We start from the raw sequence: 22,253 nt of genomic DNA, 5'->3' as shown, positions 1-22,253 counted from the left end.
TGGCGCCTACTTCCGCATGATCGCGGGCTCGTGCCGCCGCAGCAGACGGGCCACCGCGAAGCCGAACAGCGCGGACAGCACGACCAGCATGCCCATGTCGAGCAGCCAGATCCCCACCGAGTGCGCGAACAGCGGGTCGCTGCTCAGCTCGCCCGGCACGATCCGGCCCAGGTCGATGGTCCCGGCCATCGCCGCCAGCGCCCAGCGCGACGGCACCAGCCAGGCGAGCTGCTCGATGACGGGCACGACGTCCAGCTCCAGCAGGGCCCCGCAGAAGACGACCTGGACGATCGCCAGGAGGACCAGCAGCGGCATGGTGACCTCCTCCTTGCGCACCAGGGCGGACACCAGCAGGCCGAGCATCATCGCGGTGAACGCCAGCAGGGCCACGGCGAGGGTGATCTCGACCAGCGGGAGGGTCACCACGCCCTCGCCGCCCGGCGCGTTGAGGTCCACGCCCACGAGTGCGACCAGCGTCAGCACGACCGCCTGCACCACCGTGACCGTGCCCAGGACGACGATCTTCGACATCAGATACGCCGATCTGGACAGCCCGACCGCCCGTTCCCGCCGGTAGATCACGCGCTCCTTGACCAGTTCGCGCACCGCGTTGGCCGCACCCGTCAGCACCCCGCCCACACACAGGATGAGCAGCGCGTTGAGTGCCGTCTCCCGGTCCAGGACGCTGCCCGCGAGAGCCCGGGCCATCGCCCCCATCACGAAGGGCAGCGCGATCATGATGACCAGGAAGGTCCGGTCCGCGGCGAGGGCCGCCGCGTACCGGCGCACCAGGGTCCGCAACTGGGCGCCCCAGCTCTGCGCCTTCGGCGGCGGCGCCACCGGCCCGGCCGCCGGACCGGCGGGCACGGGCGGCCGGGCCGTCCCGCCCGCGATGTACCGGGTGTGGAACGGCGAGGCCGCGTACCCTCCCGCCCAGTCCCGCTCCCGGTCGGTCTCGAACGCCTCGAAGGCCTCCGGCCACTGCTCGGTGCCGAAGTACGCGAGGGCGTCCTCCGGCGGGCCGTAGTACGCGATCCGGCCGCCCGGCGCGAGGACCAGCAGCCGGTCGCACACGTCCAGGCTGAGCACGCTGTGCGTGACCACCACGACCGTGCGCCCGTCGTCGGCGAGCCCGCGCAGCATGTGCATCACGGAGCGGTCCATCCCGGGGTCCAGGCCCGAGGTCGGCTCGTCGAGGAAGAGCAGGGACGGTTTCGTGAGCAGTTCCAGGGCGACGCTGACCCGCTTGCGCTGGCCGCCGGAGAGGCTGTGGATGGGCTGGCCGGCCCGCTCCTCCAGGCCCAGTTCGCGGATCACCTCGGCGACGCGCTCCTGCCGTTCCGCGCGGGCGGTGTCCTGCGGGAAGCGCAGTTCGGCCGCGTACCCGAGGGCCCGGCGGACGGTCAGCTGGGTGTGCAGGATGTCGTCCTGCGGGACGAGCCCGATCCGCTGGCGCAGTTCGGCGTAGTCGCGGTACAGGTCGCGCCCGTCGTACAGGACCGTCCCGGAGTCGGCGGGCCGCAGCCCGGTCAGCGCGTTGAGCAGGGTGGACTTCCCCGCGCCGCTGGGACCGACCACGGCCAGCAGGCACTTCTCGCCGACGGGGAAGGACACATGGTCCAGCAGGGTCTTGCGGCCCCGGTCCACGGAGACGGCGAGGTCCTGCACGTCGAGCGAGACCTCGCCGGTGTCCACGAACTCCTGGAGCTGGTCGCCCACCAGGCAGAACGCGGAGTGGCCGATGCCCACGATGTCGCCGGGCCGCACCGGGGCGCGGCCGACCGGGCGGCCGTTGAGGTAGGTGCCGTTGTGGCTGCCGAGGTCGGCTATCTCGTAGCCGCCGTCGGCCAGGGAGCGCAGTTCGGCGTGCCGGCGGGAGACGATCAGGTCGTCCACCACGAGGTCGTTGTCCGGGAACCGGCCGATGCGCACGGTGCGGGCGGGCAGCGGGCGGACCGTGGTGGGGCGGCGGAAGGTTCCGGTGGCGGAGGGCATGGACACCGAGGAGGGGCGCGCGGCTCCGGGGCGCTGTTCCCCGTGTCCGGGTGGCTGCGGCTCGGGTCCGGGTGGCTGTGCGTCCCGTCCGGGCGGCTCTCCGTCGGTACCGGGTGGCTGTCCGTCGGTGCCGGGCGGTGCCGGGGGCGCGGGTTTGGCCGGGGCCGCCGGTCCGGGGGCGGGTGGTGCGGCGCGGGCCGGGGCCCGGCGCACCAGGGTGGCGCTCGGGCCGTCCGCCGCGCTGCCGAACCGGATCACGCTGCCCGGGCCGACGCTCCACTGCCGGATGCGATGGCCCTCGGTGTACGTGCCGTTGGTGCTGTCCTCGTCGTGGACGGTCCAGTGGTCGTCGACCGCGTGCAGCACCGCGTGGTGCCAGGAGACGCGTGCGTCGTCGATCACGATGTCGCTGAGGGGGTCGCGGCCGACGTGGTAGTCCCGGCTCGGACTCAGCACCGTGGATCCGCTGTCGGTTTCCACGAGGAGTTCGGGCGCCGTCGGTGCGACAGGGCGCTCTGCCATGTCCGAATTCTAACGATCTGCCCGTCCGGCCGCCCGGTGGTCCGCCCGTGGTGCGAACCCTGGCGCAGGTCACGCACCCCGGCCCTCTGATTGCGCCGACCGAGCGCGGGCCGTGCGGGTTGCGGGTCCGGCCGTGCCGGGTCATCCTCGTGGTGACCCAGAAGCGACAAGTGCTCACTCTTCGTACTCGGGGTTCCATCCCATCCAGCGAATGACGGGCCGTCGCGGTGAGGAGCCACGGTCATGAACGTCCCGGTTGCCGCCTGTCACTACATCGTCGAAGTGCCGGCATCGCCCGAACGCATCCCGCAGATCCGGCGCATCGTGGCCGCGTATCTGCGCTACTGGAGTCTCGCGCCGCATGTCGAACCGGTCTGCAGCGCGGTCGACGAACTCGTCGACAACGTCGTCCGGCATGTCACCGGCGACAAGACCTGTGTGGTCGAACTCCGCTCGACGGGGAGCCGCCTGGTGGTCTCGGTCGCCGACCACGACCGGCGGCTGCCGCCGGTCCACACCTCCGCCCCGGTGCGCGGGGGCCTCGCCAAGGTCGCCAAGCTGAGCGACAGTTGGGGCACCTGCGGTACCGAGGACGGCAAGGTGATCTGGTTCAGCCGGCGGGTCAAGGAGGCCGAGCGGGTCCTGCGAGGGCCGCGCGCGCCGCGGGTGCCCGCCGTCGAGTTCCGTCCGCTGCCGCTTCCCGTGGCGGCCGAGGCCGCCGAGGCGGCCGCGATCGAGGTCGGCGCGGTGAGCTGACGCGCACCGCGGCAGGGGCCCGGGGCCGAGCATCCGTGCTCGGCCCCGGGCGCGTTCGGGGCCGGCGGGCGGCGGCCGGCCCTCGGGGCGGTCCCTCGCGGCCCGCAGGTCTCGGGCCCGCCGGTCCGCAGGTCTCGGGCCCGCCGGTCCGCAGGTCTCGGGGCCGCCGGTCCGTCGGCGGCCGGTCGTCCGGCAGCCTGGTCCGTCGCGGTGGGCCCGCCGGTGGTGGTCAGGCAGCGTTGCGGTCCGGGCCGGCCGGACGGCGGCCCGGGCCCGGCCTCGGTCCGCCGGCCGCCGGTGGCAGGGCGGCCACCAGGCCGAAGAACCGCGCCTCGTTCCCCGCGAGTCCGACCGCGGTGAGCGCCGCGTCCGCCTCCGCCATCGGGGCGGTCAGCAGCGGCAGGGCGTGCGGCGCGTGCCCCGGGTCGGCGAGCGCGGCCCGCGCGGTCTGCAGCAGCCGTACATACGCCTGGGCGGCGGCGAGTTCGGGTTCGTTCATCTCGCTCTTCCCCTCGTGAAGGTGTCGGACCGTCAAGGATGTCGTGGACCACTGACAACCGGGTGCCGGGAGGGGTCGGTGAAGGGCCGGCGGTCCGCCGGGTGGCGGGCCGCCGGCCCTCGGTGCACGGGGTGTTCCGGTGCGGCGGTGCTGCTAGAAGACGCTCACCCCGTAGGCGTTCAGCGCCTCCACGACCGGCTGGAAGAACGTCGTGCCCCCGGTGCGGCAGTTGCCGCTGCCGCCCGACGTCAGGCCGAGCGCCGTGCTGCCGGAGAACAGCGGACCGCCGCTGTCACCGGGCTCCGCGCAGACGTTGGTCTGGATCATGCCGTAGACGACGTCGCCGCCGCCGTAGTTGACCGTCGCGTTGAGGCCCGTGACGGTGCCGCTCCGCAGTCCGGTGGTGGAGCCGCTGCGCTGGACGGACTGGCCCACGGACGGGTTGGCCGCCGAGGTGATGTCCCGGTAGCTGCCGTTGTAGAGGTACACCCGGCCGTCGGCCGCCGCGGAGTTGGAGTGGCGGATCAGGCCGTAGTCGTTCACGGGGAAGCTGCTGCCGGCGCGGCTGCCCAGCAGTGCCGTGTTGGCCGAGTTGGTGTACCAGGTGCTCGCGCTGTCGGTGCAGTGGCCGGCGGTCAGGGCGTAGTAGGTGCTGCCGCTGCGCACGTTGAAGCCGAGCGAGCAGCGGCCGCCGCCCGCGTAGATGGCCTGGCCGCCGGCGATGAGCTTGGTGAAGGTGCCTTCGGTGCGGTTGATCTCCAGGGCGCCGGCGCGGTTGCCTGCCTGCTGCTTGATTCTCTTGATCTCGGCGGCGGTGACGGTGGAGTCCACGGTGACGACGACCTTGCCGGTCGCCGTGTCGGTGTACCAGGCGGTGCCCGCCACGTCGGCCTTCGCGACGGCGTCACCCGCCTGGGCGAGCTGGGCGGCGGTGGCCCTGGCGGGCGCGGGCTCGGCCAGGGCCGTGGGGGCGGCAAGCGCGGTAGCGGCCACGAGGGCGGACGCCACGGCGATCAGCCGTGCGCCCTTCGCGGTGCCGCCGAGGGGGGACAGGCGCTTGAGATTCACTGCATCCTCCGGTGGGGGATCCGGGGCCCGTTGGGTGGGCGGGCCCTTGGAAGGGCGATCACCGGGCTGCCGGCGGAGTGGTCCGCCATGTGCCTGACAATCGCCACGAGAGGAATCGTGGGTTCCGAAGGGGAAAGCCACAAGATCGCCTTTCGGCCGCTCTCCGCGCGCCCGCCATGTGATCGCGGCGGTCCCGGGATGCGGAGGGGGCCGGGGTGGCCGTGCGGTGGGGGTGCGGGGGCGTGGGTGCGGCGGAGAGCAAACGATTCGGTTGTTTGCTCCTCAACCACTTCCGCGAAGGAGCGCCCCGAGAAAGGGAGCTTCCGGCTCCGCATGTGTGCCGGAGCGTGATCGAGTGAAGCCGTGGCGTATGCACACACCGTTTGCGGCGGTGTCCCAGGGCGGGGGCCCGTGTGGCCCGGGCCCATGTGCCGGGCGCACATGGGCCCGGAGGCCACAGCTGCCCCACCCATATGCCGCGATCGGCCCCGTTCGCCCAGCGCCCGCCGGTGTCCGGATCCCGACCGTCGTACGGTGAGCCCATGTGCTGGAGCGCCACAGCCGACCTGGTGGCCGGTACCGCGATCTCGGCCGCCGGGATCGCCGCCGTCGCCGGCACCCTCCGCCACGGCCGGGTCCGCGAACTGCCCCTCGCCGCCCTTCCTCTCCTCCTCGGCGCCCATCAGCTCGTGGAAGCCGCCGTATGGCAGGCTGGCGGCGGCACCGGCCCCGCCACCACCGCCTGGGCCGTGATCGCGCTGCCCGTGCTCGCCGCCTGGGTACCGCTCGGCGTCCTGCTGGCGACGCCCCCGGCGGGCCGTGCCCGCCTGTACGCGCCCGCCGCGCTGGGTGCCCTCACCGCGGCGGTGCTCTCCTGGGTGCTGGCCACCCGGACGGTCGGTGCCGAGGTACGGGAGCGGACCGTCGGCTACGCGATCGGGCTGCCCCACGCGGCCTGGCTGCTCGCGGGCTATCTCCTGGCCACGGTCGGCTCGCTCCTCCTCGCCCGGGACCGGGTGCTGCGGCTGCTCGGCGTGCTGACCGGGGTCTCCGCCGCGGCCTGCGCCGTGCTGTGGCGGACGGCGTTCGTCTCCACCTGGTGCGCGGCCGCCGCGCTGGCCTCCCTGGTGCTCGTCGCGTGGGCGCTGCGCCGCGCCCCTTCCGGCTCCCGCCCCGCCCCGCGGCACCCGGCCGGCCCGGCCGCGCCCGCCCGGTAGGGCCCGCACCGGCGGCCCGGTCGCAGGCCCGCGCCCGGCGGGTGAGGCTGGAGAGGGCGGGTACCCGCGCACGGACGGCCGGCAGCGGCCCGGCCGTCGCCGCACGCCGCACGCCGCACGACGTACGAGAAGCACGCCGCCGGGACGGAGCACGACGCCCGAAGCACGCCGCGGGGACGGAGCACGGCGCCCGGCGGAGCAGGACGCACGCACGACGCCCGACGCACGCACGACGGAAGGCTGAGCACCGTGAACACAGCACAGGAGCACGAGGAGTCGGTCGTGGTGACGCTCACCGGCTGCTCCCGGGAGGACGCCGACGCCGTCTTCCGCGCCCTCGGCAGGTCGTACGACTCTGACCGGGCCGCGCACGAGACACCCCAGTACACCGAGCGGCAGGACCGGACGGTGTGGACGACCACCTTCGACGTCGCCCACCCGCACGGCAGGGCCGAGCCCGTCCGGCTGGCCGCCCCGGTGACCGTCGAGCTCCAGGGCGGCTACTGGGCCGTCGACCGGATGACCGAGACCCTGGAGACCAGCTTCGACGTGCGCCAGGAGGGCATGGCGGCCGGCGACCAGGAGAAGGACGTGCAGCTCCGCCTGGCCAGCGGCGTCCACACCTGACCCCTGCCCCGGCCCCCGAGAGGCCGCCGCCCCCGGCAGCACCACCGAGCAGCACGACCGAGCAGCACCACCGAGGAGACCCTTCATGCCCATCGCCACCGTCAACCCCGCGACCGGCGAGACGATCGAGACCTTCGAGGCGTACGACGAGAAGGAGGTCGAGCGCCGGATCGCCGCCGCGCACGCCGCCTACCAACGGCACCGCACGACCTCCTTCGCCGAGCGGGCCGCGCTGCTGCACCGCGCCGCCGACCTTCTCGACGGCGACCAGGAGGACATCGCCCGCACCATGACCGTCGAGATGGGCAAGCCCGTCGTTGCCGCGCGGGCCGAGGCGGCCAAGTGCGCCAAGGCCATGCGCTGGTACGCCGACCGCGCCGAGGGACTGCTCGCCGACGAGCACCCGGACGATGCCGATGTCGCCGACTCCGGGGCCTCCCGGGCCCTCGTCCGCTACCGTCCCCTCGGCGTCGTCCTCGCCGTCATGCCGTGGAACTTCCCGCTCTGGCAGGTCGTCCGCTTCGCCGCCCCCGCGCTGATGGCCGGCAACACGGGCCTGCTCAAGCACGCCTCCAACGTCCCGCGGACCGCCCTCTGTCTGGAGGACCTGTTCCGGCGGGCCGGATACCCGGAGGGCTGCTTCCAGACCCTGCTCATCGGGTCCGGGGCCGTGGAGGGCGTGCTGCGGGACCGCCGGATCGCCGCCGCCACCCTCACCGGCAGCGAGGGCGCCGGCCGGGCCGTGGCCTCCGTGGCCGGTGACGAGATCAAGAAGACCGTCCTCGAACTCGGCGGCAGCGACCCCTACATCGTCATGCCCTCCGCCGACCTGGAGAAGGCCGTCGCCACCGCCGTGACGGCCCGTGTCCAGAACAACGGCCAGTCCTGCATCGCCGCCAAGCGCTTCATCGTCCACACCGCGGTGTACGACGACTTCCGCGAACGGTTCACCGCCGCCATGCGGAGCCTCGGCGTCGGGGACCCGCTGGACGAGGGCACCGCCGTCGGCCCCCTCGCCACCGAGCAGGGCCGGGCCGACCTGGAGGAACTGGTCGACGACGCTCTCGCCAAGGGCGCGACCGCCGAGTGCGGCGGCCGGCGCCCGCCGGGGCTCGCCAGGGGCTGGTACTACGAGCCCACCGTCCTCACCGGCGTCACCGAGGACATGCGCATCCACCGCGAGGAGACCTTCGGCCCGGTCGCCACCCTCTACCGGGTCGCGGACGCCCGGGCGGCCGTGGACATCGCCAACGACTCCGACTTCGGGCTCAGTTCCAACGCCTGGACCCGCGACGCCGGCGAGGCCGAGCTGTTCGCCCGCGACCTGGTGGCGGGCGGGGTGTTCTTCAACGGGATGACCGCCTCCCACCCGGCCCTCCCCTTCGGCGGTGTGAAGAGGTCCGGCTACGGGCGGGAGCTGTCGGCCGACGGCATCCGCGAGTTCTGCAACATCACCACGCTCTGGTACGGAAAGGAGTGACGGCCGGCCCACCGTCACGAGCCCCGTCCCGTCCCCGTCCCCGCTCCCGTTTCCCCGGACCCCGCCCCGTTTTCCCCGGCCCACCGGCCTTGTCCAAGGCGCTGCCTCACCGCGCGTCGTCGGGTAAATTCCCTCTGTGCACGGTGAGTTGACCTCTCGTGCCGTTGTGTGTGCGCCGGTGTCCGCGCCGTCGCGTGCGCGGGGTTGCCCGGGGGAGACGGGGGCGTCATGGGCACAGCACTGCACGGCCAGCAGGCGCTGCACGAGCAGTTCGTGCCGCGGCTCGTCGGACTGCACCACACGGACGGCTACCGGGTCCCGTTCGCCTATCCCGCCGGCGCCCCGGTCGTCCGGGTCGTCGGCGGGCGGGGCAGCGGCAAGACCGCCCTGATCGGCGCCGTCCACGACGCCTACAGCGGCCGGATCCCGCTCGCCCGCGCCGACCTGGCCGCCCCGGGCTTCGGCGAGCCAGGCGTCAGCGACCTCGACGACGAGGCGGCCAACGCCAGCCGTATCACCCAGCTCCTCTACGTGCTCGCCTACCGGCTCGGCCTGGACGTGCGGCACTTCGGCCGGCCGCTGAGCTTCCCCCGGCTCTCCCTGGGCCTCCTCGTGGTCACCGCCTGGCGCCCGCCCGGCAGCGGTGAGCAGGACGTCCGCCCCGCCGACCTGCGCCGGGCCGAAGCCGACCTGCGGGAGATCGTCAGTGCGGAGGACCCCGACACCCGCCGCCGCCGGGAGAGCCTCGGCCGCTGGTTCGACCTCGTCACCGACAACCTCCCGCTCGTGCTCTCCGCCGTCCCCGGCCTCGACACCATCGCGGGCGTCGTCCTGAACACCGCCCGCAGCCAGCTCGTCCGCGGCGAACCCGACAAGGGCGCACTCGCCTGGTGGGGCGAGCGGCTCACCGCCGCACAGGGCTACCAAGGGGACTCCCTGCAAAGGCTGTTCCAGTTCGTGCGCGTCTTCCGGCGGCTCGACGACCGCCGCCGCACCGCCGAAGAGCACCTCGTCGCGGCCCTCCTCGCCGACGTCGACGCGGGCTACGGCCGGCTGCGCCGCCTCAACCGCAAACCCCGCCCCCTGCTGCTCCTCGACAATGCCCACACCGGCCCCGGGCCCGCCCTGCTGGCCCTGCTGGAGGGCGCGTTCGGCCCCGGCGGCCGGGACACCACCCGGCCCGTGGTCCTCGCGACCCAGCTCGGCCGGGCCGCCCGCCAACCGCCGCTCGGCGAACTCGCCGGTACCGCCGTACCGGCCGGCCGGCCCCTCGTCGTCCGCATCCCGGACGTGGGGAGCACCGAGATCGCCCGGATGCTGGGCACCGTCGACTACCCCGAGCACCTGCCGCGGCTCGTCGCCCGCTACGCCGGGGGCCGGGCCGCCGCCGCCCGCATCCTCGCCGACACCGCCGTCCGCAGGGTGGGGGAGGACGGCACCCTGGACACCGGGGACCTCCTCGACGAGGCGTCCGGCGACCTGCTCGCCGCCCTGCTGCCCGACCCCGTGCAGCGCGAGCGGCTGGTGCTCCTCTCCGCCGCCGAGGACCCCGGCACCCGGCAGGCCCTGTGGACCTACGTCCACCCCGAGGACCACACGGCCGGCCTGGCCGCCGCCCGGATCCGGGAGGCCGACGCCCACCGCGCCGACTCCTGCCTCGACGGCGACCGCGCCCTGGACCTGCTGCTGCGCCACCGGTTCGCCGCGACCACCCCGTACGAGCGCTGGCGCGACACCCATCTGCGGCTCCGCTCGCTCTGCGACCCGCGCGGGGACACCCCGCTCGTGCACAGCCTCGCCCTCGGCCGCACCGACGAGGTGGTCTCTGCCCTCCACCACCGCTACACCCTCACCCCGCCCGAGCGCTGGCTCGCCACCCTGAACACCGTGTGCGCGGCCCCGCACCCCCGGCCCGGCCACCCGCCCCCGCCGTCCGCCGCCCTCTCCTGCACCGCCTGCGGCAGTGACGCCCCCGACCCCGTGCACGAGGCCGTCGCCCGGCTCGTACCGCTGCTGTGGCGGCTCTCCGACCCGCTCACCCTCGCGCCCCGCGAGGACCAGCTCACCACCGTCCGCATCGCGCTGGAGACGCTGTACGGCAACCGGGCCGCGCACGCGGCCTACCGCGAGGCGTCCACCGCCTGGCCCGCCCGCCTCCGGGCCGGCACCCAGGCCCCCGCGCTGCCCGTACCGGAAGGGGCCGCCCCATGACCTCCTACCTGCGCCGACTCCCCGGCGGGCCGCTGACCAAGGCGGCCGTGCTGACCGCCGTGCTGATCGTGCTTGGCGCGGCCGGCTGGGTGACCGTCGTCCTGCTGCGGCCCGACCCGGCCTGCGCCCGGGGCGTCGAGGAACGCGGGCCCGAGGGCCGCCGGGAGTGCACCGGGGTCACGGACGGCGGCTTCGCGTTCGCGGAGAACCTGAAGGCCGTCAGCGCGCGCATCAAGGCCGAGAACGACCGCGTCGCCGGTGAACCGCACGTCTCCGTCGCCGTGATGCTCCCGATGGCGCCCGCCCAGCCGTTCGAGCAGGAGAAGACCCTCCACGAGGTCCAGGGCGCCTACCTCGCCCAGTACCGGGCCAACCACCACTCCAACAGCAAGAAGCCCGCGATACGGCTGCTGCTCGCCAACCCCGGCCGCAACCACGAGCACTGGCGGCCCGTCTCCGAACAGCTCGGCGCGATGTCCGAGTCCCGTGAGCACAACCTCCGGGCCGTCATCGGCTTCGACGTCTCGACCGCCACCACCCAGGAGGCCATCGCCTACCTCACCCGCGAACGCGGCATCCCCGTCGTCGGGGGCCCGATCACCGCCGACGACTCCGGCAACAGCGCCGACCGACCCGACGCCTATCCGGGCCTCGCCCGGGTCGTGCCCACCACCACCGACCAGGCGCGTGCCCTCTCCCACTTCAACAAGGGCATCGACCCGAAGCACACCCTGGTCGTCGAGGACATCCGCACCGGGGACAGCTATGTCGACTCCCTCAAGCGGGCGTTCGCGGAGCGGACCGAGGGTTCGCCCCGTGCGCCCGAGCAGTACCGCGCGCCCGACGACTTCCACGAGGAGGGGACCACCGCCAACGCCTTCGACCAGATGGTGGACACCATCTGCACCTCCCCGGCGAAGGTCGTCTACTTCGCCGGACGGCCCGTCCAGTTGCGGCAGTTCGTCAACGAACTCGGCAACCGCGGCTGCACCGAGAAGAAGTACACCGTCATCACCGGCTCCGGCGCCTCCACCCTCTCCTCCGACAATCTCCTCGACTGGGACGCCTTCCGCAAGGGAGTGACCCTCCAGTACGCCTCCGTCGCCCACCCCGACGCCTGGACCTCGCCCGGCGCCCCGGCCACCGGGGGCTCCGCCGCCGCGTACCGGACCCTCGCCGAGCTGGCCGGCAGCAAGGAGGTCGGCGACATCGGCGAGGTGGAGCTGACCGACTCGCGGACCATCACCTTCTACGACGCCGGGCTCACCGCGATCACCGCCATCCGGATGCGCGACGACGCCGACCCGGTCGTCCCGGACCTCGGCCGCATCCGGGACGCCTGGCTGCGGCTGCACGGCATGGGCAAGGTCGAGGGTGCGAGCGGCTGGATCTGCCTCGACAACTACGGCAACCCGTACAACAAGGCGGTCTCCGTGGTGCAGCTCTCGCCGGACGCGCCCGGCCGCATCCGGTTCGTCGGCCTCGCCTGGCCGACGGGACGGCCGACCCCCGCCGACTGCACGGCGAGCCGCTCGTGACCGTGCGGCGTCCCCGGCCCCACGGCGGCCCTCCCGGGCCCACTGCGCCCCCCGGGACGGGCGCTCGGCCGCCCGGCCCGGGGAGCCGTCGCTCGTGCCCGTCAGACGTTCGGCACCTTCAGCCGGTCCCAGCTCGCCTTGCCGGGGATACCGTCGGCGTCGGCGCCCGAGTAGCCCAGCTTGCGCTGCCACGCCGCGTAGGAGACCCGGTCGGCGTCCGTCCACTCGGGTCCGGGCCCCACCGCGTAGCGGCCGCAGCCCTCGGCGACCAGGCGTCTGCCCATCGCCGTCACGATCGGACTGCGCCGTCCGGCCCGGAAGAACGCGGCACCCGGGAACGGCTCGTACCTCGGCGGCGGAGGCGCGGGCGGCGGGCCCCCGAGGCGCTCCCGGACCCGGTCGCGCATCGAGTTCATCGTGAAGCCGCGCGGGTCCGGCTTGCCCGGCTGCCACTCCAGATGACCGATCACCGAGCGCTGGTTCCAGCCGTGCGCGCGGCACACCGCCGCCGCGGCCTTCTCGATCGCCTCCAGCTGGGCCGCGGGCCACGGGTCCTTGCCGTCACCGAGGTTGACGCACTCGAAGCCGTAGAAGTAGCGGTTCCCGTCCGTGTTGGCCTCGTTGTCGGCGGGCAGGGGGGCCTCGTTGATCACGGCGCGCAGCACGTCGTCGTCCCCGAGGCCCGCGTGGTTCGCCCTTCCGTTGCCGACGAGGTAGACGGTCCCGTCCTTGGCGATCACACCGTGGCACAGCGGCCCAGGCAGGGTGGAGAAGCCGTTGTAGCAGAGCTCGACCGAACTCTGCGTTCCCGAGGTGACGGTGTGGTGGATCATCACCCCGTGCACGGGCCCCCAGGGGCCCTTGTGGTTGCGGTTGTGGGTGCGCCAGCTCCGGTACTCGACGACGCGCAGACCTTCGTCGCGGAGGGCTTTGAGTAATCTGTCGGCGGAAAGCGGTGTTGCCATCGCGGTGCTCCTACTCCGAACACCCCTGGGCTCGCGGGGCGTTCCAGATCGGTTTGCCCGCGCACACACGCCTTGGAACCGCCCGGAACACAGTGTTCCGCCGTTGTGCACCCAACGGGTGAAAGTGCGCCCCCCTGCTCCTCGCACGACACGCGGGTGGGCCGGGCCCCACGGCCCGGCCCACCCTGTGCGACGTGGTCAGCGGCGCACCGTCACAGGCCCTGCCACGGGGGCTTGGCCGCGTAGGTCGCGCGGAAGTAGTCGGCCAGCTTCAGACCCGAGGCCGCCGCCTCGTCCACCACGACCGTGGCGTGCGGGTGCAGTTGCAGCGCCGAGGCGGGCACCAGGGCGGAGAGCGGGCCCTCGACCGCGAGGGCGACCGCGTCGGCCTTCGTCTTGCCCGTCGCCAGCAGGACCACGTGGCGGGCCTCCAGGATCGTGCCGATGCCCTGGGTGATCACATGGTGGGGCACCTGCTCGATGTCGCCCTCGAAGAAGCGGGCGTTGTCGACGCGGGTCTGCTCGGTGAGGGTCTTGATACGGGTGCGTGAGGCGAGCGAGGAGCACGGCTCGTTGAAGCCGATGTGCCCGTCGGTGCCGATGCCCAGCAGCTGGAGGTCCACGCCCCCGGCCTCGGCCAGGGCCCTGTCGTACGCCAGACAGGCCGCGGGGACGTCCTCGGCGGAGCCGTCCGGGCCCATGAAGGCCGCCTCGCTCAGCCCGAGCGGTTCCACGACCTCCCGCAGCACCACGGAGCGGTAGGACTCCGGGTGCCCGGCGGGCAGGCCGACGTACTCGTCGAGCTGGCAGACCCGGGCGCGGGAGGCGTTCACCTCGGCCGCCCGGACCTTGGCGGCCAGGGCCTCGTAGACCGGCAGGGGCGTCGAGCCCGTGGCGACGCCCAGCAGGGCGTCCGGCTTGCGCCGCAGCAGGCCGGCCATGGCTTCGGCGATGAGTTCGCCGCCCGCGGCGGCGTCCGGGACGATGACAACTTCCACGAGGATCCCTGTCTCTGGAAAGCACGCAGTGGTGTAGACCAATCTACCCGGTGCGGCGGACTCCTGTCTCCCCGGACCCGCCCGGCCGCCACACCGGACCGCCCCGCACCCCCCCTTTTTGTCCGGGCGGCCGCTCATGCGTACCCCGGGTGGAACGCGGACGGAACGTGCCGTGCGACCGCCCCTCCACGCCCGGAGGCGACCCGGCCGCGGGTGGCGGGTCGCCTTGACGGGACGCGGGGGAACCCAGCGCGACCCGAGTCGGCCCCGGGGCCGCCGGCCGGCGGTCAGAAGAGCGGCAACTGCCCCGGGAACGGCGGCAGGACGCTGCCGTCCAGCGACGGCCGGAGCGCCGGATCGACCGGCGCGTGCCGCCGCGACCCCGGACAGGACACGAGCTCGGACCCGCCCCGCGCCCCGGCGGGATCGTGCCGCGCGAACCGCCCCGCGACCACGGCGATCTCACGACGGCAGACGGGGCACAACCGGCGGGGAGCTGACATGGCCCCCAGTCTGCCACCGGCCACCGACACTGCCCGGAGCCCGCCTGCCGAGGTCACCGCCTGGCCGCCGGTCAGCGCACCGCGACCAGCCGTCCCGAGGCCACCACGTTCCCGGTGTACCCCTCACGCGGTGAGTACGCGCCGCCGCAGGTGATCAGCCGGATCTCCGCCCGGGGCCCGTCCGCGTACACGGACTCCGCGGGGAAGCCCCGCTGAGGGAAGAGCTCGACCGCGTACAGGGCGAAGACCGCCGTGCGGCCGTCGGCCCGCGCCACTTCCACCCGGGTGCCGGGCTTCAGCGAGCCGAGGGCGTAGAACACGGCCGGTCCGGCGTCGTTGTCGACGTGCCCCACGACGACGGCCGTGCCGCGCTGCCCGGGAGAGACGGCGCCGGTGTACCAGCCCGCGGTGCCGGCGCGTTCCGGGGGCGGCGCCGCGACCCAGCCGTCCGCGTCCAGGCCGACCGGCGCCACCGGGGCGTCGATGCCGGCGGACGGCACGGCCACCCGCCGGGGCACGGCGTGCGGGAGCGGGGCGGCGGACGGGGGGAGGGGAGCGCCGCGATCGGGGGCGGCCGCGGCGGGGGCGGGGCGGGGCGGGCCGCCCGCCGGTGTGGACAGCGCACCGCCCCGGACCAGGAAGACACCGAACAGCAGGACGCACAGCACGGTGCACCAGGCACCGCGCCGGGCGGTGTCACCGGTGGCCGTCACCGTGTCCCCCGGCCCGTCAGACCCGGCGGCCGGGCCGCCGGCGCAGCAGTACGGCACCGGCGACGACCGCGCCCGCGATCACCGCGCCGCCCGCGGCGAGCCGGGCGGGCCCGAGGCCGGAGAGGCTGCCGCCGGTTCCCGCCTTGACGCCGCCGCCGGGCTTCACCTCCTCGGCGGGCCACTCCTTGCCGCCCGGTGTCCGCTCCTCGTGACCGGGGCTCGGCCGCGGAGAGGGGTGGGCGGAGCCCGCCTCGATGGTGAGGGTGGCGCGTCCCTTCTCGCCGTCGCAGTCGAAGACGACCTCGTACTGCGCACCCGGCTCGGCATCCCGGTAGATCCGGGCGTGGCCGGGGTGCCCGTCCTTCACCGTGACGGTGTCGAACACCGGCGCGGTGACGGTGACCTCGACCTTCTCGCACTCGGAGGCCGTCACGGTCACCGTGGCGCCGGGCGCGGCCTTGGCGGGGGAGACGCTGTACGCGAACGAGGTGATGCCGGGGGCCTCGTCCGTGTCCCCGGCGGGCGCCGCGTGCGCGGGCGCGGCGCCCGCGAGGACGGCGAGGGAGGCGAGGGCGGCCGGCAGGGCCGCGCCGAGTGCGGCAGCGGCCCGGATCGTGCTCATGCTCGTGCGCATGGTCGGTCTCCGGTTCCCGAGGAGCAGTCGCGGAGGGGTCCACAGCGGGGAGGGTGCGCCTCGACGGCACCGACGCTAGGAGCGGCCGGGGGCGACTGCCACTTCAGGGGGGCCGATGGGCACGCGCGGCGGGTCGTGCCGGGTCCGGGGTGGGTTCCCGGCACGTCGGCGGTGCCGGGAACCCGCCCCGGCGGGGAGGGGAGCCGGTCCGGGGCCCATCGGCCTGCTACCCCGAGCGGCCCGGGGACGGGTCCGGGTGCAGCACGGCCAGGTCCTCCGCCGTGAGCGGCACCGGGTCGCCCGCGCCCAGCAGGCCGTGCGCCCGCAGCAACGCCCCGACCGCCGTGCCCCACGGGCTGCGCAACCGGGCCGCGTCGAGCAGGGCCCGGTCGGTGAGGAGTTCGGCCACCGGCCCGGTCCGCAGCCCGTCCGGGGCCAGGACCGCCGCGTCGTCCGCCCAGCGCAGCGCCAGGTCCACATCGTGCGTGGCCATCACCACCGTCGTCCCGGTCTCCCGGAGCCGCGCCAGCGCATCGAGCAGCCGCTCCTGGCCGTGCGGGTCGAGACCCGCCGTGGGCTCGTCCAGGATCAGCACCCGCGGGCGCATCGCCACGGCTCCCGCGATCGCCGCCCGCTTGCGCTGCCCGTACGAGAGCAGATGGGTCGGACGGTCCCGCAGCGCCGTGATGTCCAGCGCGGCGAGCGCCTCGTCGACGCGGGCCCGGACCTCCTCCTCGGGCAGCCGGAGGTTCATCGGACCGAAGGAGACGTCCTGTTCGACGGAGGCCGCGAACAACTGGTCGTCCGGGTCCTGCACGACGAGCTGCACGGTGGTGCGCAGCCGGGTCAGCCCGGCCCGGTCGTAGGAGACCGGCTCGTCCGCCAGCAGCAGCCGCCCCGCGTCCGGGCGCAGGCCGCCGCTGAGCAGCCGCAGCAGGGTGGTCTTGCCGCTGCCGTTGCGGCCGAGGAGTGCCGTGGCCCGGCCCTCGGCGAGTGCCAGGTCCACCCCGTCCAGCACGACGGGGCCGTCCTCGTAGGCGTAGCGGGCACCGGACAGGCGGACGACGGTCACAGGACGAACCTTTCGAGCAGGAGGGTGGCCAGGACGATTCCGGCCAGCAGCGCGGCCACCTTGCCGAGGAACGGCCGCGAGACCTCCGCCTGCGGCACCAGGACCCGCAGTGTCCCGTCGTAGCCGCGCCCTGCGAGACCGGACTGGAGCCGGGAGGCGCGGTCGAAGGCCCGTACGAACGCGGTCGCGCCGAGCCCGGCGAGGGAACGCCAGGCGGCCGCCCGGCCGGTGTGCCCGAGCCGCGCGGCCTGCGCCTGGCGGACCCGGCTCACCGAGTCGAGCAGCAGGAAGGTGATGCGGTACATCACCAGGGCCACGTCCACCACGGCCGCGGGCACCCCGGCGCGCACCAGCCGCGGCAGCACGTCCGACACCGGGGTGGTGAACGCGAACAGCAGCACCCCCAGGGAGGCGGCACAGGTGCGCAGCAGCAACTGGCCCGCCTGGAGGGGCCCGTCGGGCGCCAGGGAGACCGGCCCGCCGGGCCCGCCGACGGCGAACAGCAGCGGAATCGCGCCCGTGACGCAGAAACCGAGGGGAATCCGGAAGGCCCGCCAGAGCTGCCTGCCCGCGACACCCGCCGGGCCCAGCAGCACGGCGAGGGTCGCGGCGGCGACGAGCACGGCGCCGGGCCAGGGCGGCAGGCACACGGCCGTCACCGTCAGGCCCAGCCCCAGCACGGCCTTCTCGCCGGGGTGACGGCGGCGCCAGCGACTGCTGTGCGCCGCCGCGTCGATCGGCAGCACCGGCGGTCAGGCGGACCCGGCCGTGGTCCCGGCACCCGCCGCGGACCCGGGCTCCCCCGACCCGGGCCCCCCGGACCCGGACGCCTTTGAGCCGGACTCGGCGGCTTCGGGCTCCGACGGCTCCGGGGCGTCCGCCGCCGCGCGCGCCGCGCCCTGGCGGCGGCCCCGGTGCACGCCGAAGTAGTACGCCACGACCCCGGCGCCGATCGCGGCCTGGAGCGCGAACAGGGCCGACTCCACCTCGCCCGACGGCGGTTCGTACAGGGGCGAGAACCAGGGCTCGTAGTCGGGCGCGATCTCGGTGATCGCCGTCTCGGCCTCCGCGTCCGCCCCTGCGAACGGCTCCTCCCTGTGGTCGCCGAGCCCGAAGGCCAGCGGCAGCACGGCCAGGACGACCACGACCAGGACGAGCAGGAAGTTGATCTTCGCGTTGCGGCTCATCGGACCACGGCCTCCTTCTTCCTCGACCCGCCCACGCTGCTCACCAGCACGCCGAGACGAGTCAGTTCACCCTTGCTGGACTTCACCAGCAGACGCATCACCAGCACGGTCAGCAGCCCCTCGCTGACGGCCAGCGGGATCTGCGTCACGGCGAAGATGCCCCCGAACTTCGCCAGCGACCCGGCGATACCGCTGCCCGGGTCCGGGAAGGCCAGCGCGAGCTGGACGCTGGTCACGCAGTACGTCGACAGGTCGGCGACGAACGCGGCGAAGAAGACGGCGACCATCAGCGGCGCGTCGTACCGGCGCAGCAGCCGGAAGACGGCGTAGCCGGCCCATGGCCCGATGATCGCCATGGAGAAGATGTTCGCGCCGAGGGTGGTCAGGCCGCCGTGCGCGAGCAGCAGCGCCTGGAACAGCAGGGTGATGGTGCCCAGGACCGCCATCACCGGCGGCCGGAACAGGATGGCACCGAGTCCGGTACCGGTCGGATGGGAGCAACTGCCCGTCACCGAGGGGATCTTCAGAGCGGACAGGACGAACGTGAACGCACCGGACGCACCGAGCAGAAGCGTCGACTCGGGATGCGCCTTGACCTCGCGGGTCAGCGCGCGGACGCCGTGGACGACGAACGGGGCGGACGCGGCACCCCACGCGACCGCGTGCAAGGGGGGCAGATACCCCTCGGCTATATGCATGATCGGGAGACCCTCTCCAGCACCTCGTGGATGGACAACGCACCCTGGCCGGTCTCCTGGCTGACGGGAGAGGGCCGGAAGTCGCCTTCCGGACACGCCGAAGCCGCCCGACCCCGCCTTCCCAGGAACCGCGGTCTCCCGCGGTGTCCCAGTGGCTCCCCGCACGGGGGTGGGGCCGGACATCCCGATCACAGTGGCGAGGGCCGCACCGGTACCGCACCGGTTTCCCGAACACCAAGGCAGCGCGACATTAGTCCTCCGGCCTGCGCCCTCACAACCCGCGCACGGGTGCGTCCCACGTCACGGACCGGTGGGCCGGACGCCCCCTCGGGCCGTGGCCCCGCCCGGGCCTCGGTCACTCCTTGCGGTACGCGTACGCCTCCCCGGCCGCGGCGGCCACCGCGTCCGCGTCGCCGCCCGCCGACGCCGTCACGACGGCGGCGACCGCGCCCTCCACGAAAGGCGCGTCCACCAGCCGTGTCCCCTCGGGCAGTTCGTCTCCTTCCGCGAGGAGGGCCTTGACCGTCAGCACCGCGCTGCCCAGGTCGACGAAGACCGCCACGCCCGCGCCCCGGTCCACGCTCCGGGCCGCGTCCGCGATCAGCTCGGCGCTGGTGCCGAGGCCGCCGTCCGGGGCGCCGCCGGCGGCCGCGACGGGAGCGGTGTCCCCGCCCCCGGCCAGCCCGCGGGCCAGTTCGGCGACGGACGCGGCGACGGCGGCGCTGTGGGAGACGAGCACGATGCCGACGGGGGCGGGGACGGCGTCCGGTCCGGGCCTGTCGCCGGGGGCGGAGTCCGGCCGGGACCGGTCGGCGGGGGTGCTGCCGGGTCCGGGCCGGTCGCCGGGGCTGCTCACGACGCGTCCCCCTCGGCGTCGGGCCCGGTCGGCTGCTCGGCGGCGCGGGCCAGGGCCGCGATCAGCAGCGCGGAGGAGGTCGCGCCCGGGTCCTGGTGGCCGATGCTGCGTTCACCTAGGTAGCTCGCCCGGCCCTTGCGTGCCTGGAGCGGCACGGTCGCCACGGCGCCCTCCTGCGCCGCGGTCGCCGCCGCTGCGAAGGAGTCCACGGAGTCCGTGAGCGCGTCGACCGCCGGCCCCAGGGCGTCCAGCATCGTCTTGTCGCCCGCCGCCGCGCCGCCCAGCTGCGCCACCGCCGCGACACCCGTGCGCAGGGCCTCGGCCAGTTCGCCGGGCGTGATCTCCGCGGCCTCGCCGAGGGTCTTGCCGGTGCGGCGCAGCAGCGTCCCGTACAGCGGTCCGGAGGCGCCGCCGACGGAGGAGATGAGCTGCCGCCCGGCGAGTGCGAGGACCGCCCCCGGGGTGGCCGGCGGCTCCTTGTCCAGCTCGGCTGTCACGGCGGCGAAGCCCCGTTTGAGGTTGCTGCCGTGGTCGGCGTCGCCGATCGCCGAGTCCAGCTCGGTCAGACGGTCCGCCTCCCGGTCCACGGCCGCCGCGGCGAGGGTCAGCCAGCGCCGGAAGAACGCGGTGTCGAGCACGGTGACTCCCTGTTCCTGTTGATTCATTGATCCACTGACTCCACTGACTTGACGGGCTCCACTGGCTCCACTGGCTCATGGACTCATGGACTCATGGGTGAACGGCTGCCCTCGCGGCGGCCCGGCGTCGGCGGGCCGGTCAGCGGCCCCACCGCAGCCCGGGCGTGGCGACGGGCGCGTCCCACAGCCGGACCAGTTCCTCGTCCGCCTCGCACAGCGTCACCGAGCAGCCCGCCATGTCGAGCGAGGTCACGTAGTTGCCGACGAGGGTGCGGACCACGGGCACACCGCGTTCGGCGAGCACCCGCTGCACCTCCGCGTTGAAGCCGTACAGCTCCAGCAGGGGGGTGGCGCCCATCCCGTTGACCAGGGCGATGACCGGCGCGTCGGGGCGCAGGTCGTCGAGGACGGCCCCGACGGCGACGTCCGCGATCTCACCCGAGGTCATCATCGGCCGCCGCTCCCGGCCGGGTTCGCCGTGGATGCCGATGCCCAGCTCCAGTTCGCCGGGCGGCAGGTCGAAGGTCGGGCCGCCCTTGGCGGGCGTGCTGCACGCGCTGAGCGCGACGCCGAAGCTCCGCGACCGCTCGTTCACCCGTCGAGCCACCGCCTCGACCCGCTCCAGCGGCGCTCCCTCCTCCGCCAGCGCGCCCGCGATCTTCTCCACGAAGAGCGTCGCCCCGGTGCCGCGCCGCCCGGCGGTGTAGAGGCTGTCCGTCACGGCGACGTCGTCGTTGACGAGCACGGTGGCGAGCCGCACCCCCTCGTCCTCCGCGAGCTCGGCCGCCATGCGGAAGTTGAGCACGTCGCCCGTGTAGTTCTTGACGACGAAGAGCACACCGGCACCGCTGTCCACGGCCGCGGCGGCCCGCGCCATCTGATCGGGCACCGGGCTGGTGAACACCTCCCCGGGGCAGGCCGCGTCCAGCATCCCCGGACCGACGAACCCACCGTGCAGCGGCTCGTGCCCCGATCCGCCGCCCGACACCAGGGCGACCTTCCCGGCCACCGGCGCGTCCCGTCGCACGACCACCCGGTTCTCCACGTCCACGGTCAGCTCGGGGTGCGCGGCCGCCATGCCCCGCAGCGCGTCCGCGACGACGGTCTCCGGCACATTGATCAGCATCCTCATGGGTACCTCCTGATGAGACTGGCAGGTGGGACTGGCAGGCGAGCCGCTGAACGGGGTTCTTGGGGGTCAGGGCGGGCGAAGCAGGTTGTTGATCGTCCGGCGGCGGTTCAGGCGGGATCCGAAGGATGCCTTTCGCGCAGGCACAGCATGGCGAAATTATCGGCGCTCCACCGTGTGCCCGCACGGGTGCGGCCCGGTGGTTCACCGCCGGGACGCATGCCCGCCCGGCCGCCGCCCCTCGTGGGTCGCCGGCCGTTCGGGACGGGCCGGGTCGCGAGTCCCGGACGTCTACCATCGCCAGGCGGCGGGTGCTGCGAGCGGGAGGGCGGTGCTGGGGGTGGGAGGGGTTCGGGGGGTGGGTCGGCGTTCCGGGGCTGAGGGGCTGCGGTGCGTCACGGGGTGTGCGGTACAAGGTGTCCGATACATGGAACTGTCTGTTCATATAACGATCCGAACACCGGGGTGCCGTATTCCGGCATTACTCGCCGTTATGTGATCCGCGTCACTAAGAATCGCGTAAACGGCATGGTAGACATGCCCAACTCCAGTCAGGGCCCCGGCGGGTCGTGGCAGGCAGTGACCGGCTTCGGCCGGCAGTTGAACCAGGGTGCGGGCACGGGCCGCACACCGCGCACGCCGCCGCGCACCCCGGGTCGCCGACGGACAACGGCGTTCGCTCACACCCGACCACCGACCGGCAGCCACCCCTCCGCATGCCGGTCCTGCGCCATCGAGGTATGCCAACGTGTCACTTGAGTCCCTTACCGAGTCCATCGACTCCGGCGTCAGCGAGTTCTTCGAACCCGTGGCGACGTGGCTCACCAAGGTCGTCTTCTGGGAATGGTCGGTCGCCGGCGTCAAGGTGCCGCTGATCGTCGCCTGGCTCGTCGTCGCCGGCCTGGTCTTCTCCGCCTGGTTCGGACTGATCCAGTTCCGCAAGTTCA

At 74.2% G+C, this 22,253-nt stretch carries 21 protein-coding genes, 1 pseudogene and 1 riboswitch; of the genes and pseudogenes, 7 read left to right on the top strand and 15 right to left on the bottom strand.

The window, feature by feature from the left end:
- Positions 1-6 precede the first annotated feature (6 nt).
- Entirely contained in the window at positions 7-2,517 is a 2,511-nt protein-coding gene (locus C593_RS0121565) for an ATP transporter ATP-binding protein/permease (RefSeq protein WP_026277932.1), read from the bottom strand.
- Between the two features lie 243 nt (positions 2,518-2,760).
- Between C593_RS0121565 and C593_RS0121560 the strand changes: the two genes are divergently transcribed.
- A complete protein-coding gene (locus tag C593_RS0121560) occupies positions 2,761-3,273 on the top strand; it encodes an ATP-binding protein (protein ID WP_018849392.1) in 513 nt (170 codons plus the stop codon).
- Positions 3,274-3,502: 229 nt separating this feature from the next.
- Here C593_RS0121560 and C593_RS30160 read toward each other — a convergent pair whose 3' ends face one another.
- Together C593_RS30160 and C593_RS0121550 are read right to left on the bottom strand one after the other, a co-directional pair.
- Positions 3,503-3,772, bottom strand: a complete 270-nt coding sequence (locus tag C593_RS30160; RefSeq protein ID WP_018849391.1) for a hypothetical protein — start codon at positions 3,770-3,772, stop codon at positions 3,503-3,505.
- A gap of 153 nt (positions 3,773-3,925) precedes the next feature.
- Entirely contained in the window at positions 3,926-4,840 is a 915-nt protein-coding gene (locus C593_RS0121550; protein WP_018849390.1) for an alpha-lytic protease prodomain-containing protein, read from the bottom strand.
- A gap of 542 nt (positions 4,841-5,382) precedes the next feature.
- On the opposite strand from C593_RS0121550, the gene C593_RS0121545 reads away from it, so the two are divergent.
- From C593_RS0121545 to C593_RS33095, 5 genes are all read left to right on the top strand, one after another.
- A complete protein-coding gene (locus tag C593_RS0121545) occupies positions 5,383-6,057 on the top strand; it encodes a DUF6629 family protein (RefSeq protein WP_018849389.1) in 675 nt (224 codons plus the stop codon).
- Positions 6,058-6,306: 249 nt separating this feature from the next.
- Positions 6,307-6,684, top strand: a complete 378-nt coding sequence (locus C593_RS0121540; RefSeq protein WP_018849388.1) for a hypothetical protein — start codon at positions 6,307-6,309, stop codon at positions 6,682-6,684.
- Between the two features lie 85 nt (positions 6,685-6,769).
- The gene (locus C593_RS0121535; RefSeq protein WP_018849387.1) at positions 6,770-8,164 is read left to right on the top strand and encodes an NADP-dependent succinic semialdehyde dehydrogenase; all 1,395 of its coding nucleotides are present in this window, start codon (positions 6,770-6,772) and stop codon (positions 8,162-8,164) included.
- Between the two features lie 228 nt (positions 8,165-8,392).
- Positions 8,393-10,375: a hypothetical protein gene (locus C593_RS0121530; protein ID WP_018849386.1), complete on the top strand. Its 1,983-nt coding sequence runs from the start codon at positions 8,393-8,395 to the stop codon at positions 10,373-10,375.
- Positions 10,372-11,913, top strand: coding sequence for a type 1 periplasmic-binding domain-containing protein (locus tag C593_RS33095; RefSeq protein WP_018849385.1), 1,542 nt, complete (start codon positions 10,372-10,374; stop codon positions 11,911-11,913). Before C593_RS0121530 ends, C593_RS33095 begins: the two co-directional genes overlap by 4 nt.
- Positions 11,914-12,014: 101 nt before the next feature.
- On the opposite strand, the gene C593_RS0121520 is transcribed toward C593_RS33095, so the two are convergent.
- The 12 genes from C593_RS0121520 to dhaK form a co-directional block, all read right to left on the bottom strand.
- Positions 12,015-12,878: a peptidoglycan-binding protein gene (locus C593_RS0121520; protein WP_018849384.1), complete on the bottom strand. Its 864-nt coding sequence runs from the start codon at positions 12,876-12,878 to the stop codon at positions 12,015-12,017.
- Positions 12,879-13,090: 212 nt separating this feature from the next.
- Positions 13,091-13,876, bottom strand: coding sequence for a glucosamine-6-phosphate deaminase (gene nagB, locus C593_RS0121515; protein ID WP_018849383.1), 786 nt, complete (start codon positions 13,874-13,876; stop codon positions 13,091-13,093).
- A gap of 287 nt (positions 13,877-14,163) precedes the next feature.
- Positions 14,164-14,379 carry a hypothetical protein gene (locus C593_RS33890; protein ID WP_026277931.1) on the bottom strand — a complete coding sequence of 72 codons (216 nt, stop codon included), beginning with the start codon at positions 14,377-14,379 and terminating at the stop codon, positions 14,164-14,166.
- 71 nt (positions 14,380-14,450) lie between these two features.
- Positions 14,451-15,092 (bottom strand): class F sortase, encoded by a 642-nt coding sequence (locus tag C593_RS0121505; RefSeq protein WP_026277930.1) that lies wholly within the window; start codon positions 15,090-15,092, stop codon positions 14,451-14,453.
- 16 nt (positions 15,093-15,108) lie between these two features.
- Entirely contained in the window at positions 15,109-15,714 is a 606-nt protein-coding gene (locus C593_RS0121500; protein ID WP_078521782.1) for a hypothetical protein, read from the bottom strand.
- Positions 15,715-15,952: 238 nt separating this feature from the next.
- A complete protein-coding gene (locus tag C593_RS30155) occupies positions 15,953-16,798 on the bottom strand; it encodes an ATP-binding cassette domain-containing protein (protein ID WP_018849379.1) in 846 nt (281 codons plus the stop codon).
- Positions 16,795-17,544 (bottom strand): cobalt ECF transporter T component CbiQ, encoded by a 750-nt coding sequence (gene cbiQ, locus C593_RS0121490; RefSeq protein WP_018849378.1) that lies wholly within the window; start codon positions 17,542-17,544, stop codon positions 16,795-16,797. Before cbiQ ends, C593_RS30155 begins: the two co-directional genes overlap by 4 nt.
- 6 nt (positions 17,545-17,550) lie before the next feature.
- On the bottom strand, positions 17,551-17,985 hold the full coding sequence (locus C593_RS0121485) for an energy-coupling factor ABC transporter substrate-binding protein (protein WP_018849377.1): 435 nt from the start codon (positions 17,983-17,985) through the stop codon (positions 17,551-17,553).
- Positions 17,982-18,683 carry an energy-coupling factor ABC transporter permease gene (locus C593_RS0121480; protein WP_026277928.1) on the bottom strand — a complete coding sequence of 234 codons (702 nt, stop codon included), beginning with the start codon at positions 18,681-18,683 and terminating at the stop codon, positions 17,982-17,984. Before C593_RS0121480 ends, C593_RS0121485 begins: the two co-directional genes overlap by 4 nt.
- 29 nt (positions 18,684-18,712) lie before the next feature.
- A riboswitch (cobalamin riboswitch) is annotated at positions 18,713-18,937 on the bottom strand.
- A gap of 101 nt (positions 18,938-19,038) precedes the next feature.
- Positions 19,039-19,425 (bottom strand): PTS sugar transporter subunit IIA domain-containing protein, encoded by a 387-nt coding sequence (locus C593_RS0121475; RefSeq protein ID WP_026277927.1) that lies wholly within the window; start codon positions 19,423-19,425, stop codon positions 19,039-19,041.
- A 110-nt stretch (positions 19,426-19,535) separates the two neighbouring features.
- Positions 19,536-20,177 carry a dihydroxyacetone kinase subunit DhaL gene (dhaL, locus tag C593_RS30150; RefSeq protein WP_018849374.1) on the bottom strand — a complete coding sequence of 214 codons (642 nt, stop codon included), beginning with the start codon at positions 20,175-20,177 and terminating at the stop codon, positions 19,536-19,538.
- A 139-nt stretch (positions 20,178-20,316) separates the two neighbouring features.
- Positions 20,317-21,309, bottom strand: coding sequence for a dihydroxyacetone kinase subunit DhaK (dhaK, locus tag C593_RS0121465; RefSeq protein WP_018849373.1), 993 nt, complete (start codon positions 21,307-21,309; stop codon positions 20,317-20,319).
- Between the two features lie 745 nt (positions 21,310-22,054).
- On the opposite strand from dhaK, the pseudogene C593_RS30145 reads away from it, so the two are divergent.
- Positions 22,055-22,253: pseudogene (locus C593_RS30145) on the top strand (D-alanine glycine permease); the annotation flags it as partial.

This window comes from Streptomyces sp. CNT372, assembly GCF_000377145.1.
Note: the sequence above shows the minus strand (reverse complement) of the source record. Positions and strands in the feature narration are given on the sequence as shown.

Bases quoted from the DNA above. Each gene is read 5' to 3' on its own strand.
- dhaK (WP_018849373.1), bottom strand. From the start codon at position 21,309: ATGAGGATGCTGATCAATGTGCCGGAGACCGTCGTCGCGGACGCGCTG.
- C593_RS0121535 (WP_018849387.1), top strand. From the start codon at position 6,770: ATGCCCATCGCCACCGTCAACCCCGCGACCGGCGAGACGATCGAGACC.
- C593_RS0121500 (WP_078521782.1), bottom strand. From the start codon at position 15,714: ATGAGCACGATCCGGGCCGCTGCCGCACTCGGCGCGGCCCTGCCGGCC.
- C593_RS0121485 (WP_018849377.1), bottom strand. From the start codon at position 17,985: ATGAGCCGCAACGCGAAGATCAACTTCCTGCTCGTCCTGGTCGTGGTC.
- C593_RS0121520 (WP_018849384.1), bottom strand. From the start codon at position 12,878: ATGGCAACACCGCTTTCCGCCGACAGATTACTCAAAGCCCTCCGCGAC.
- C593_RS0121530 (WP_018849386.1), top strand. From the start codon at position 8,393: ATGGGCACAGCACTGCACGGCCAGCAGGCGCTGCACGAGCAGTTCGTG.
- C593_RS30160 (WP_018849391.1), bottom strand. From the start codon at position 3,772: ATGAACGAACCCGAACTCGCCGCCGCCCAGGCGTATGTACGGCTGCTG.
- C593_RS0121545 (WP_018849389.1), top strand. From the start codon at position 5,383: ATGTGCTGGAGCGCCACAGCCGACCTGGTGGCCGGTACCGCGATCTCG.
- C593_RS0121480 (WP_026277928.1), bottom strand. From the start codon at position 18,683: ATGCATATAGCCGAGGGGTATCTGCCCCCCTTGCACGCGGTCGCGTGG.
- C593_RS33095 (WP_018849385.1), top strand. From the start codon at position 10,372: ATGACCTCCTACCTGCGCCGACTCCCCGGCGGGCCGCTGACCAAGGCG.
- C593_RS0121560 (WP_018849392.1), top strand. From the start codon at position 2,761: ATGAACGTCCCGGTTGCCGCCTGTCACTACATCGTCGAAGTGCCGGCA.
- C593_RS33890 (WP_026277931.1), bottom strand. From the start codon at position 14,379: ATGTCAGCTCCCCGCCGGTTGTGCCCCGTCTGCCGTCGTGAGATCGCC.
- C593_RS0121565 (WP_026277932.1), bottom strand. From the start codon at position 2,517: ATGGCAGAGCGCCCTGTCGCACCGACGGCGCCCGAACTCCTCGTGGAA.